At 65.1% G+C, this 12,847-nt stretch carries 13 protein-coding genes and 1 pseudogene; 10 read left to right on the forward strand and 4 right to left on the reverse strand.

Annotated elements, in window-relative coordinates; all coding sequences use genetic code 11:
• From CB0205_RS16410 to fba, 6 genes and pseudogenes are all read left to right on the forward strand, one after another.
• A pseudogene (locus CB0205_RS16410) lies at positions 1-254 on the forward strand (prepilin peptidase); the annotation flags it as partial.
• Between the two features lie 35 nt (positions 255-289).
• Positions 290-1,165, forward strand: a complete 876-nt coding sequence (gene accD, locus CB0205_RS0111340; protein ID WP_010317456.1) for an acetyl-CoA carboxylase, carboxyltransferase subunit beta — start codon at positions 290-292, stop codon at positions 1,163-1,165.
• The gene (locus CB0205_RS16760) at positions 1,162-1,422 is read left to right on the forward strand and encodes a hypothetical protein (RefSeq protein ID WP_369791661.1); all 261 of its coding nucleotides are present in this window, start codon (positions 1,162-1,164) and stop codon (positions 1,420-1,422) included. Before accD ends, CB0205_RS16760 begins: the two co-directional genes overlap by 4 nt.
• The gene (locus tag CB0205_RS16765) at positions 1,422-1,580 is read left to right on the forward strand and encodes a hypothetical protein (protein ID WP_369791662.1); all 159 of its coding nucleotides are present in this window, start codon (positions 1,422-1,424) and stop codon (positions 1,578-1,580) included. The genes CB0205_RS16760 and CB0205_RS16765 overlap by 1 nt, the downstream gene beginning before the upstream one ends.
• A gap of 18 nt (positions 1,581-1,598) precedes the next feature.
• On the forward strand, positions 1,599-2,708 hold the full coding sequence (locus CB0205_RS0111350) for a Gfo/Idh/MocA family protein (RefSeq protein ID WP_029626345.1): 1,110 nt from the start codon (positions 1,599-1,601) through the stop codon (positions 2,706-2,708).
• A 49-nt stretch (positions 2,709-2,757) separates the two neighbouring features.
• Entirely contained in the window at positions 2,758-3,831 is a 1,074-nt protein-coding gene (fba, locus tag CB0205_RS0111355) for a class II fructose-bisphosphate aldolase (protein ID WP_010317460.1), read from the forward strand.
• A 51-nt stretch (positions 3,832-3,882) separates the two neighbouring features.
• Here the strand turns inward: fba and CB0205_RS0111360 are convergent, their stop codons facing one another.
• The gene (locus tag CB0205_RS0111360) at positions 3,883-6,765 is read right to left on the reverse strand and encodes a UPF0182 family protein (protein WP_232197312.1); all 2,883 of its coding nucleotides are present in this window, start codon (positions 6,763-6,765) and stop codon (positions 3,883-3,885) included.
• A gap of 127 nt (positions 6,766-6,892) precedes the next feature.
• On the opposite strand from CB0205_RS0111360, the gene thrC reads away from it, so the two are divergent.
• The 3 genes from thrC (at position 6,893) to CB0205_RS0111375 (ending at position 9,563) form a co-directional block, all read left to right on the forward strand.
• The gene (gene thrC / locus CB0205_RS0111365; RefSeq protein WP_010317464.1) at positions 6,893-8,173 is read left to right on the forward strand and encodes a threonine synthase; all 1,281 of its coding nucleotides are present in this window, start codon (positions 6,893-6,895) and stop codon (positions 8,171-8,173) included.
• A gap of 40 nt (positions 8,174-8,213) precedes the next feature.
• Positions 8,214-8,489: a MoaD/ThiS family protein gene (locus CB0205_RS0111370; RefSeq protein ID WP_010317466.1), complete on the forward strand. Its 276-nt coding sequence runs from the start codon at positions 8,214-8,216 to the stop codon at positions 8,487-8,489.
• 90 nt (positions 8,490-8,579) lie between these two features.
• Positions 8,580-9,563 (forward strand): cupin, encoded by a 984-nt coding sequence (locus CB0205_RS0111375; protein WP_010317468.1) that lies wholly within the window; start codon positions 8,580-8,582, stop codon positions 9,561-9,563.
• Here the strand turns inward: CB0205_RS0111375 and ftsH are convergent.
• Entirely contained in the window at positions 9,522-11,402 is a 1,881-nt protein-coding gene (gene ftsH, locus CB0205_RS14780; protein WP_010317470.1) for an ATP-dependent zinc metalloprotease FtsH, read from the reverse strand. The genes CB0205_RS0111375 and ftsH overlap by 42 nt on opposite strands.
• Positions 11,403-11,490: 88 nt before the next feature.
• Here ftsH and rpmF point away from each other — a divergent pair, with 88 nt between their 5' ends.
• Entirely contained in the window at positions 11,491-11,667 is a 177-nt protein-coding gene (gene rpmF / locus CB0205_RS0111385) for a 50S ribosomal protein L32 (RefSeq protein ID WP_010317471.1), read from the forward strand.
• Between the two features lie 63 nt (positions 11,668-11,730).
• Here rpmF and CB0205_RS0111390 read toward each other — a convergent pair whose 3' ends face one another.
• Together CB0205_RS0111390 and CB0205_RS0111395 are read right to left on the reverse strand one after the other, a co-directional pair.
• Positions 11,731-12,075, reverse strand: coding sequence for a DUF565 domain-containing protein (locus tag CB0205_RS0111390; RefSeq protein WP_010317472.1), 345 nt, complete (start codon positions 12,073-12,075; stop codon positions 11,731-11,733).
• The gene (locus CB0205_RS0111395; protein ID WP_232197313.1) at positions 12,072-12,833 is read right to left on the reverse strand and encodes an HAD-IA family hydrolase; all 762 of its coding nucleotides are present in this window, start codon (positions 12,831-12,833) and stop codon (positions 12,072-12,074) included. Before CB0205_RS0111395 ends, CB0205_RS0111390 begins: the two co-directional genes overlap by 4 nt.
• Positions 12,834-12,847: the final 14 nt, after the last annotated feature.

Consider the following 12,847-nt stretch of genomic DNA (forward strand, 5'->3'; position numbering starts at 1 on the left):
GTCTTGGGGATGCCAAGTTGGCCGCCCTGCTTGGCGCCTGGCTGGGTCTGACGGGATTGGGCCTGAGCGTCGCCCTGGCGGTCTTCTCCGGGGCGCTCTTTGGTCTGGTCGGTCTGCTCAGCGGCCGGCTCAAGCGCGGCCAACCCTTCCCCTTTGGCCCCTTCCTGGTGGGCGGCGGACTGGCGGTCTGGATGGCTGGAAACAGCTTCTGGCTGCAACAGCTGGGCGAGCACTTGGGCTGGAGCGCCCTTTAATGGTCTGATCAGACCATCCGGAGACCGCTATCACCATGTCGCTGTTCGACTGGTTTGCCGATCGCCGCAAGACCGCTCCTGCGGTGCGCAATGCCCAGGAGGTCAGCGAAGACGATGGCCTCTGGAGCAAGTGCCCCGAATGCGGGCTGGTGGTCTACCGCAAGGACCTGGCCGCCAACGCCAGTGTCTGCAGCGGCTGTGGCTATCACCACCGCATCTTTAGTGAGGAGCGGATCCGTCTGATCGTCGATGAGGGCAGCTTTGAGGCCCTCGACACCGAACTGTGTCCCACCGATCCCCTCGCCTTTAAGGATCGCCGCAGCTACGCCGACCGCATCCGCGACACCCAGCGCGCCACCGGCCTCAAAGACAGCGTCATCACCGGGATGTGCACCGTTGAGGGCATTCCGATGGCCCTCGGGGTGATGGATTTCCGCTTCATGGGCGGATCGATGGGATCGGTGGTCGGCGAGAAGCTGGCTCGCCTTATCGAAACCGCCACCGCCAAGCGCGCGCCTGTCTTGATCGTCTGCGCCTCTGGTGGTGCCCGCATGCAGGAGGGGATGCTCTCCCTGATGCAGATGGCCAAGATCTCCGGGGCCCTAGAACGCCACCGCAAGGCTGAGTTGCTCTATCTGCCCCTGTTGACCCACCCAACCACCGGTGGCGTCACCGCCAGCTTCGCGATGCTCGGCGACCTGATCCTGGCGGAACCCAAGGCCTTGATCGGCTTTGCGGGCCGGCGCGTGATCGAGCAGACCCTGCGGGAGAAGCTGCCGGACGATTTCCAAACGGCGGAATACCTGCAGGACCACGGTTTTGTCGATCACATCGTTCCCCGCCCCAAACTCCGCAGCACCCTGGTGAGCCTGCTGACGATGCACGGCTACAGCAAAGCGGTCGCCGCGTGAAGCGAATCCTTGGCGCCGTCTGCGGGCTCCTGCTGGGGCTGGTCCTGCTGAGTGGCCTTCCCCAGCCGGTCTTCGCGGGCCCGGTGGATTGGCAGGAGGTGCCCGTCACCAGCGAAGGACAGCAGTGGTGGGATCGCGGCAGCCTGCGCCTGAACAAGAACGGCAATCTGACGGTGCTCAGTCGCTTCCAACCCCGACCCCGGAGGCGGGTGCCGATGGCAAGGAGGTCCGCCCCCCGGCCAGCAGCCTCTACGTGATGGAGCTGGACTGCGCGCAGCGCCTCTACCGCGACACCTCGGTCAATGGGCTGCCCCAATGGGGAAGCCAGTGGCAGGCCTCCGCCAATGACGGGTTGATCGAATCCACCATCGAAGCGGTCTGCGCCGCCGGGGAAGAGCTCCTGGCAGGCTCCTAACAGCAACATCGAGCCACCGTGACCGGATCCAGCACCCAACAGCGTCCCTTAGGGGTGGCCCTTGTTGGCTTGGGATTCGGCGAAAAGGTGCACCTCCCCGCCCTGCGGGACTGCCCCCTGACTGAACCGGTGGCCCTCTGGCACCACCGCAGCGAGCGGCTCGATCAGGCCTGCCGCAGCCACGACCTCCCAGGCTTCAGCGATTTCGATGCCCTGCTGGCCGATCCTCGGGTGGATGCCCTGGTGATCGCCACGCCCCCTGAACCGCGCTTCGCCCTGGCCCAGGCGGCCATTGCCGCCGGGAAGCACCTGCTGCTCGAGAAGCCCGTCGCCCTGGAGGCCGCCCAGGTGGAGACCCTCCAGCGCCAGGCCCTCCAGGCCGGGGTGACCGTGGCCGTGGACTTCGAATACCGCGGCGTGCCTGAATTTCAACAGTTCGCCGCGCTCCTGCAGGAGGGCGCCGTCGGCACGCCCTGGCTGGTGAAATTGGACTGGCTCATGGGGAGTCGGGCGGACGCCAGCCGTCCCTGGAACTGGTATTCCCAGCGGGCCGCCGGCGGTGGAGTCCTGGGATCCCTCGGAACCCATGCCTTTGACACCCTGCATTGGCTGGTTGGCCCGACCCGCAGCCTGAGTGCCCAGCGCAGCATGGCCATTCCCCAGCGCCCCCTGGCCGATGGCAGTGGGCGGATGGCGGCCGTGGATGCCGAAGACATCGCCCTGCTGCAACTGGAGCTGGAGGAGCACCAGGGCCGCTCGATCCCTGCACAGGTGGCACTGGGCTCGGTGACCCGTCCAGGTCGGGGCTATTGGATCGAGGTCTATGGCAGCGAAGGCAGCCTGGTGCTGGGATCCAGCAACCAAAGCGACTACGTCCACGGCTTCAAACTTTGGCGCTCCGGCAGCAGCGGGGCCCTGGAGGAGATCAGCCCCGATCCCAGCCTGGCCTTCCCCCAGACCTGGCCCGATGGCCGTCTCGCCGCCGTCCGCCGAATCACCCAGTGGTGGGCCGAGGCCGCCATCGAGGGCCGACCCGTGGTGCCCGGTCTCGCGGAAGCCTTCTCGAGCCAGCGGGTTTGCGATCTGGCACTGGAATCTGCGGATGCTGGACTCAGGGCCAGGGTTTAAGGGAAAAGGCGCCGGTTAGGATCCCCGCCAATCCCTTATTGGTGTCCCCATGGCGCTCGTTCCGCTTCGGCTGCTGCTCGACCACGCCGCTGAAAACGGCTACGGCATCCCTGCTTTCAACGTCAACAACCTGGAGCAGGTGCAGTCGATCATGGAGGCTGCCTATGAGACCGATAGCCCCGTCATCCTTCAGGCCTCCCGCGGCGCCCGTCAGTACGCCGGTGAGAACTTCCTGCGCCACCTGATCCTGGCTGCCGTTGAGACCTATCCCGACATCCCCGTCGTGATGCACCAGGACCACGGCAACAGCCCCGCCACCTGCTTCGGCGCTGCCGCCAACGGCTTCACCTCCGTGATGATGGACGGCTCCCTGGAAGCCGACGCCAAGACCCCTGCCAGCTACGACTACAACGTGGCTGTCACCAAGGAAGTGGTGGACGTGGCCCACGCCATCGGCGTGAGCGTTGAAGGTGAGCTGGGCTGCCTGGGCTCCCTGGAGACCGGCATGGGCGAGGCCGAGGACGGCCACGGCTTCGAGGGCAAGCTGGACCACAGCCAGCTGCTGACCGACCCCGCTGAGGCTGCCGACTTCGTCGCCAAGACCAAGGTTGATGCCCTGGCCATCGCCATCGGCACCAGCCACGGCGCCTACAAGTTCACCCGTAAGCCCACCGGTGAAGTGCTGGCCATCAGCCGCATCGCTGAGATCCACAAGGCCATCCCCAACACCCACCTGGTGATGCACGGCTCCTCCTCCGTGCCCCAGGAATGGCTGGAGATGATCAACAAGTTCGGTGGCGCCATCCCCGAGACCTACGGCGTGCCCGTCGAGGAAATCCAGGAAGGCATCCGCAACGGTGTCCGCAAGGTCAACATCGACACCGACAACCGCCTGGCCTTCACCGCCGCTGTGCGTGAAGCCGCGATGAAGGATCCCGCCAACTTCGACCCCCGCCACTTCAACAAGCCTGCCCGGGCCTACATGAAGCAGGTCTGCCTCGATCGCTACCAGCAGTTCTGGTGTGCCGGCAACGCCAGCAAGATCAAGCAGCGCGACATCAACTACTACGCCGGCCTCTACGCCAAGGGCGAACTGGACCCCAAGTCCGCTGTGGCCGCCTAATTCAGGCGTCGCACTGAATGACCGGGGCCCTTCGGGGCCCCTTTTTTTGATTCAGGGAAGGACCGGCTGGGGCAGGGTCAAGGCGCGCATGCCCCCATTGGGTTGGACCGACACCAGGCGGGCCAGGGCCTCATCAAAGGTGGGCTCCATCACAAAGCGTCTCCCGTCGGTGACCACAACTCGCACCAGGGTGGGCAGGGCGTTGTTGTTGCTCTGCAAATAGATCGGCTCGACATAGAGCAAGCCCTGGCCAACGGGCATCGCCAACAAATTGCCCCGCAGCAGGCGGGAGCCGACGCGATTCCAGAGGCCAAATTGATAGCTGATGGCCGGGTCCTGCTCGATCAGGGCCGAGATCTGCTGAGGTCCCAGAAGCAGACGCTGCTGGGGGAAGCGCACCAGAAACAGCTCGCCGTAATTGGGGGTGTCGTTGCGGGCCGCCAGCCAGCCCACCATGTTTGGGCGCTTTAGAGGCGTGAAGGGCAGCAGCAGCACAAACTCAGGACGCTGCTCACCGGGCAGCTGCATCGTCACGTGATAGGGACGGACGGGAGCCGAGGCATCGCCGTAGATCTCCAGCGGCAGGGCCCAGACGTCATCACCGTTGTAGAAGGTGCGCACGTCGGTGACGTGGTAGCGCAGCAGACGCTCGGCCTGGATGTTGAACTGACTCTTGGGAACCTGGATGTGGGCCAGCAAGGCCTTGGGCATCGCTGAGAGGGGACGGAAGAGATCCGGGAAGACCTTCTGCCAGGTCCGCAGCACCGGGTCGTTCGGATCGTTCACATAGAGCCAGACATCGCCGTTGTAGGCATTCACCACCGCCTTTACGGGGTTGCGGAAGTAGCGAATGCCATCGGGGTTGGCGTCTGAATAGGGGTAGCTGCGGCTCTCGGTGAAGCCGTCGAGCATCCAGTACTGGTGGTGCTCGGGCCGGTAATCGGGGTCGTCCTCGACGCGGGCCGTCACCAGATAGGGCTTGCTCTCAAAACGTAGGAACGGAGCCAGGGCCTGCAGACGCTCGTTCACCTGCCGGCGCACCAGCAGGCGCGAGGAGGGGGTCAGGGAGCCGGTGAAGAGCAGCCGCACCTCATTCAGGTAGATCGCCGCCATCAGGCGATCCAGGGGACCGTGAATTGGCACCCCCGCCTGCCCGTCGTAGTGGGAATAGACGTTGAGATCGCCCTCGGGGTAGTCGAACTCCCGTACCTGGGAGGGGGCAATCGCGTAGGGGGCGGGAGCGGAGGCGAAATAGAGCCGCGGGCGTCCCACCGGCAAGAACTGCTCCACGCGTTTCTGGCTCTGGCCCAGCTGGGGCAGGGCCTGAACCCGGCCGCTGCGGCCCAGGTCCTTGACGAAATACAGCGGCAGCCCATCGCTGCCGGAGACGTTCACTGGCGAGACCGTGAAGCCGTAGCCGTGGGTGAAGACCAGGTGACGGTTCAGCCAAGTGCGGGAGCCCTTGGCCGGCGCCGTGGAATCCATTTCCCGTGCTGCGATCAAGACCTGTTGGGAGCCCAGGGCGCTGGCGTCGGCATTCAGCGGATAGCGATCGACGGCCGCGGAAGGGAAGTCGTAATAGAGCCGCAGTTGCTGCAGCTGGCGATTGGCCTCCAGCAGGGGCCCGCTGTCCCAGAGCCGCACATTGGCCAAGGTGCCCTCGGCGCTCTTGAGATCGGCGGCGCTGAGCTGCTGTTTGGGCTCGAGATCCAACTCCCGCACGGCCTCGAGGCCAAAGGCCCGGCGCGTCGCCGCGATGGCACGCCTGAGATAGGGGGTCTCCAGTTGCAGCTCCCGGGGCTGCACCCAGACCCGCTGCACCAGGGGAGCCAGACCCCATTCCACGATCGGCAGCAGGCAGGCGGACACCAGCAGGGGCAACATCGCCGCGCGGCGAAACCAGGAGCGGGGCACCGGCGCCAACAGTCCCAGGCCACTCATTAACAGCAGCAGGGCCAACAGCAGCCGCAGAGGAAGACGAATGTGCAAGTCAACAAAGCCAGCCCCCGAAGCCACTCCACTGCCTTCGACCATCAGGTCAAAGGGACTGAGGCCGTAACTCAGGGCCGCCATCAGGGCCAAGACCGCCAACTGCGGTTGCAGCACCCGTTGCTGCTCGCGGCTTAACCCTGGAAAGCGCAGATCGGTGAGTGAGGTCCCTTCCGAGAAAGTCAGCCAGAGGCAGCCGACAAATCCAATCAGGACCTGGGCGATCACCAGGCTGACCAGTAGGTGCAGGGCCGGCAGGCGCAGCACCGTGAAGCTCAGGTCAAAGCCCGTCAGCGGGTCGGCCTCGCCAAACGGAACGGCCAGCAGACCCGGCAGCCAGAGGCTCCAACCACGGGCGCAGGCCGTGGCCGAGCCGGCCAGGGCGGCCGCCAGGCTGATCCGCAGGGTGCTGTAGGGCCAACGCAGCAGACAGGGGAGCAGGACCACCGCCAGGCCGAGCACCAGTGCTGGCGGCAGATCCGCCAGGACCGAGAGGCCGGTGATGACCTCACCGCCAAAGGGATCCAGGATCAGGCCCCGGGCCTGCAGGAACAGATAGCTCAGGCCCATCACCAGCAGCAGGAGCAGGCCGGTCAAGACCGCCACCAGCGGACCGCTGGCGAGGGGCGCCAAGGGGCGTTCCCGCAGCTGCTTGCGCGGGGCCTCCTGCCTCAGGCGCCAACAGCGGCGCAGCTGCTGCAGCTGGAGCGGCAGACCCAACCCCAGGACCAGAGCAAAGGCCAGGCACTGAAACAACCAGCGGCGCAGCACCACAGTGAGGGCATCGAACTGCGCAAACCACTGCGCCTCGATCACCAGGCGCGGCAGAAGCACCAACAAACCCAGCACCAGGGCAGCACTGGCCAGCCAGCGCAACAGCCGCTTGAGGCCTTGAACCGATACCTGCACAAGCCGAGCCGATCCCTGGCCGAGACTAGGCAGCACAACCGGCCGGTCAAGCCGCCACGGGGGATCTCAAGACAAACCTGGAGATACCCGAGCCTGCAGGTCGGGTTTAAACCTGCCGGTGAATTGGCGCTGCTAATTTCGTCCCAACGTTCAGGGTCTGAACTTGACCGCAACCCTTTCCCGCTCCAGCGTTGGGCCGACCTTCACCGGACTGCGCTGCAAGGAATGCGGCCAGGCCTATGACCCTGGGGCACGTCACGTCTGTGAGGACGTCTGCTTCGGTCCCCTCGAGGTGGTCTACGACTACGAGGCGATCCGCAACCGTGTCAGCCGCGCCACCATCGAAGCCGGTCCGGCCTCCATCTGGCGCTACCGCGATTTCCTGCCGATCGAAGGGGATCCGATCGATGTCGGCACCGGCTTCACCCCCCTGCTGAAGGCCAACAACCTGGCCAAGCGCCTGGGCCTCAAGAGCCTCTATATCAAGAACGACGGCGTCAACATGCCGACCCTGTCCTTCAAGGACCGGGTGGTTTCAGTGGCCCTGACCCGTGCCCGCGAGCTGGGCTTTAAGACCGTCAGCTGCGCCTCCACCGGCAACCTCGCCAACTCCACCGCCGCCATTGCCGCCCACGCCGGACTGGAGTGCTGCGTCTTCATCCCCAGCGACCTGGAGCTGGGCAAGGTGCTGGGCACCTTGATCTACAACCCCACCCTGATGGCGGTGAAGGGCAACTACGACCAGGTGAATCGCCTCTGCTCCGAGGTGGCCAACACCTACGGCTGGGGCTTCGTCAACATCAACCTGCGCCCCTACTACTCCGAAGGCTCCAAGACCCTCGGCTACGAAGTGATCGAGCAGTTGGGCTGGGAACTGCCCGACCACATCGTCGCGCCCCTGGCCTCCGGCTCCCTCTTCACGAAAATCCGCAAGGGATTCGACGAATTCATCAAGTGCGGACTGGTGGAGGAGAAGGCCGTGCGCTTCAGCGGCGCCCAGGCCGAGGGTTGCAACCCCATCGCCACCGCCTTCCGCGAGGGCCGCGACTTCATCACCCCGGTGAAGCCCAACACCATCGCCAAGTCGATCGCCATCGGCAACCCGGCCGATGGCCCCTATGCCATTGACATTGCCAACCGCACGGGCGGCAACATCACCGACGTCAACGACACCGAGATCGTTGAAGGCATCAAGCTCCTGGCTGAAACCGAGGGCGTCTTCACCGAAACCGCAGGCGGCACCACCATCGCCGTCCTGAAGAAGCTGGTGGAGCAGGGCAAGATCAATCCTGAAGAGCGCACCGTGGCCTACATCACTGGCAACGGCCTCAAAACCACCGAGGCCGTGGTGGATGCCATTGGCAAGCCCTACACGATCGAGGCACAACTCGACGCCTTCAACACCGCTTGGAAGCAAGCCCAGGCCGATCAAGCGCAGGCCTGATCACGACCGACCGCCAGTCCACACCCTTCCACTCCCCGCCATGCCCGTTCAGGTCCTGATCCCGACCCCCCTTCAGAAGTTCACCAACGATGAGGCCAGCGTCTCCCTGGACGCCTCCAGCGTCGATGGCCTGATTGACGCGCTCGATGGCCGTTACCCCGGTCTCAAGGGACGCCTCTGTGATGAAGCCGGCAAACTGCGCCGCTTCCTGAACGTTTACGTGAACAGCGAGGATATTCGCTTCCTCGAGAACCAAACCACCCCCCTCAAGGATGGGGACGAAGTCAGCATCGTCCCCGCCGTCGCTGGGGGCTGATCCTGCGCTGTAGCGATTCCTGCAGCAGCCAGCCACTCATGCATGCAGGCTCGCCCCAGAGCCACCTCTCCCTGGACCTGGTGTCACCCGATGACTCAAACCCCCGATCGTCCATCAGCGGATCTTCGGCTCAGCGTCCAGGCTGAGGCCAACCAAAACTCGCCTGTGGCCGACAAGGCCCTGCTGTTTGATTACCGACAGGCGGCCAATCCGATCCGCAGGGGTCTCACCGAACCGATCCCCTATCGCAGCTGGGGACCTGAACTCCACGGCAGCGGTCCCAGTGGAATCATTCCGCTGGACCTCAGCGCTGAATTAGGCACCACCGGCCCAGCCACCAGCCCCGGCCTTGCGGCCCACTTCATCCGCATCGAAGCTGGAGAGGGCGTCCGTGCCGCGGCAAGCGCCACCAGTTCCCTCTTCTTTGTGCTCTCCGGCACGGGCGTCTGCCATGGCCGTGAGGCCGAGCAGGACACCAGCATCCACTGGAGCGAGGGCGATCTGTTCGTGCTGCCCTCAGGCGGCACCCCGTTGCTTGAGGCCAGCAGCACCAGCGTTCTCTACTGGGTGCACGACGCCCCCCTACTGAGCTACCTGGGGGTCGTGCCCAGCCAGCCGCGCTTCGAAGCCACCCACTACCGCGCCGAATGGCTGCGCTCTGAGCTGCTCAAACTGGCTCAGCAACCGGGGAGCGCGAGCAGCAACCGCATCAGTCTGCTGCTGGCCAACCGCGATCTACCCAGCACCCGCACGGTCACCCATGTGCTCTGGGCGATGTACGGCATCGTTCCTGACGGGGCAACCCAAACGCCCCACCGCCATCAATCGGTGGCCCTGGATCTGATCATCGATTGCCAGCCTGGGGTCTACACCCTGGTGGGTACCGACCTCAACGCCGATGGCACCATCCGCAATCCCGAGCGGATCGACTGGAAGGCCGGTGGTGCCTTCATCACCCCACCGGGCTACTGGCATTCCCATGTGAATGGAAGCGGTCAGCCCGCCTACCTGCTGCCGATTCAGGACGCCGGCCTACAGACCTACCTGCGCAGCCTCGATATTCGCTTCGCCTAGCTCGCCGGCCCGCTCGACCACAGCGCGGAACTCAGGCCCCTCGATGGTTTCGCGCTCGATCAGCAGATTGACCAACTCGTCCATCAGTTCCCGGCGGCACTCCAGCAAGGAGACCGCCTGGCTGAGGGCGCGGCGGGCCAGCTGCTGCACCTCGGCGTCAATGCGGTTCCCGGTTTTCTGGGAGTGATGGGGTTCTGAGCGCAACCAATCGCGACCGAGGAACACCTCTGAGCCCTCGCCCTCCAGGGATAGGGGACCCAGGACCGAGAAGCCATAGCGCGTCACCATCTCCCGGGCGATTCGGCTGACCATCTCCAGGTCACTCGAGGCGCCCTGGGTGATTTCGCTCGGTCCGAAGACGACCAATTCAGCTGCACGGCCGCCCATGGCCATCACCATCCGCGCCTCCAGGTAGGCCTTGCTGATCAGGCCCGAATCCAGGACCTCCTCGTCGGGCATCGTGCGGGCAAAACCACCGACTCCGCCGGAGCGGGGAAGCAGGGTCACCTTGTCGAGGTCGTCCGACTTCGGCAGCAGGGTGGCCAGCAGGGCGTGGCCAATTTCGTGATAAGCAATCAGGCGCTTCTTGGCGTTGTCCTGAAGCGGCGCGGCCGTGAGACCCATCGTGATGCGCTCAAGGGCATCGCTGATGGCCTCATCGTTGATGCTCTGCCGCTCGCGCCGGGCCGTCAGGATTGCTGCCTCGTTGAGCAAGTTCGACAGGTCAGCCCCGGAGAAGCCAGGGGTCCGGCTGGCCCAATCCGAAAGGGAAACCTCAGGCTCAAGCGGTCGGGAGCGGGCATGAACCGCAAGGATCGCCTCGCGCCCGCGGCGGTCCGGCAGGTCCACATGGATCCGGCGATCGAAGCGACCGGGACGCATCAGCGCGGCATCCAAAACATCGGGCCGATTGGTGGCCGCCAGCAGGATCACCCCGGAGTTTTCGGCGAAGCCATCCATCTCCGTGAGCAGCTGGTTGAGCGTCTGCTCACGCTCGTCATTGCCTCCACCGATCCCGGCGCCCCGCTGGCGTCCAACGGCATCGATCTCATCGATAAAGATGATGCAGGGAGCCTTCTCCTTGGCCTGCCGGAACAGATCGCGCACCCGGCTGGCGCCAACACCCACAAAGAGTTCGACAAATTCCGAGGCGGCCATCGAGAAGAAGGGCACACCGGCTTCACCTGCAATGGCCTTGGCCAGCAGGGTTTTGCCCGTGCCGGGGGGCCCCACCAACAGCACCCCCTTGGGAATGCGGGCCCCGACGGCCGTAAAGCGCTCTGGCTCCTTCAGGAAGGCCACCACCTCTTGCAGCTCTTCCTTGGCTTCGTTGATGCCGGCGACATCCTCAAAGCGCACAGCCACCGCAGCTTCCGGTTCCGCCATCCGCGCCTTGCTGCGGCCAAACCCCATCGCTCGGTTCGCCACCTGGCTGGAGCGACGAATCAAAAGAGCCAAGCCCGCGAAGAGCAGCAGCAGCAGCAGACCGTTGGAGACCAGGCTGGCGGTGGCCCGATCCTGACGGTCGTCGCGAACCGTGAGCGGCACCTGGGCTTCCTGGGCCGTTCGCAGCAACACCTGGTCGTTACTGAAGACCGGCACCTCAGCACGGCTGCCATCGGCGTAGGTCACCTGGACCTCCCGGCGGCCTGGGGAGAGCAACAGTTCCTTGACCTTGCCGCTGCGCAGTTGGGTCAGCAGTTGGCTGTAGCTGGGGGGCGCTGGGCGGCTGATGCCGAGATCGCGCCAAAGCTCTGAACGCCTGGACTCAGGGGCGGGGGACGCTTGGGATGAGGGCACCTGCTGCGCTAGCTGACTCGGAGACGCGCCGCTGCTCACATCAATCTGTCGTTGGCTGGAGCTTAGCGATTTGACGAAAGGAAAGACGACAAGGGAAGATCTTGGTTTGGCTGACTAGGTAAGCGGGATGGCTGTTCCCAAGAAGAAAACGTCCAAGGGCAAGCGGAACCAGCGCCACGCCACCTGGAAAGGCAAGGCTGCTGTGGCAGCACAGAAGGCTCTCTCCATCGGCAAGGCTGTGCTGAGCGGCCGCGCTCAAGGCTTCGTCTATCCCGTGGCTGAAGAAGACGGCGACGACGCCTGATCGCAGGCCTAAATCGGACTCTGCCGCCTCACTTGAAGCGGCAGAGCCCCACTGATTCGATCATTACGATCCCAGCTTGAACGCCTCCAGGACCACGGCATAGACCAGGCCGATCCTCAGGTTGTCGAGCACGAGCCATCCCAACGGCGGACGTCCCTGGACGATTCGGGTGCGCAGACGCACCACCATCTCCAGCAGCACGACCACCGAGAGCACCACCAAGGGGCGCTGACCAATGGTCTGCAGCCACCAGCTGGTGACGTTCTGGCCGGCATAGAAGCCGAACAGCAGGGCGAGGAGGCCAGCACTGCGGCGACGCCAGCTTCCCTGAAACGATCCCCAGAGCAACTGCGCTCCCTGGCGCTGCAGGCGATCAAAGCGGGTGGCCTGAATGGGCATCCGGGTCATCCGCCTGGAAACAGTCGCTGCAGATAGGACAGCGTGATCTGGCCCTCAGGGCAAGCCGGGCCGCGCAGGACCTGACAGGGCACATCGGGATCCCCCAGCCCATCCAGCAGCGCCGCTGCCGCCGCGAAATGGGACGCCGGTTCATGGGAACTGGAGGCGCTGCGGGTGGCCAGAACCGTCAAACCGGCCCGATGGGCGGCAGTCACCCCATGGCCGGAATCCTCCAGGGCCAGGACGCCCTCGGCGGCATAGCCCAGGCGTTCCAAGGCCAGTTGATAGCCCTGGGGGTCCGGTTTCTTGGTGCTGACATCCTCCCCGCACACCCAGAAGGCCAGCCAGTTCCGGTGGTCCGGCAGCTGACGCTCCAGCAGGGCCTGCACCGCCGATCGACCACTGGTGGTCACGATGGCCTGGGGCAGACCCGCTGCCGCGGCAGCGGCCATCAACCGCAGGACACCGGGCCTGAGCTGAATCTCACCCGCTGCGACCAGTTGGCTGTAGTGGGCTTGCTTGGAGCGTTGCAGGGCATCTAGCCGTTCATCGCTTGGGCGACAGCCCTCCTGCTGCTCCAAAAACACAGCCATCCGCTCCCGGCCACCGGTGACCCGCAGCAACGGGAGATAGGTGGATGGGTCCCAGTGAAAGGGCAGTCCCGCCTCGGCCATGGCGCGGTTGAAGGCCAGGCGGTGGCCATCCAGCTCCGTCTCGGCGAGGGTGCCATCCACGTCCCAAAGAAGAGCCTCGGGGGCCAGTCGCACCAAGGGGCTGCCGA

The organism is Synechococcus sp. CB0205 (genome assembly GCF_000179255.1).
In the GTDB taxonomy this organism is placed as follows: domain Bacteria; phylum Cyanobacteriota; class Cyanobacteriia; order PCC-6307; family Cyanobiaceae; genus Vulcanococcus.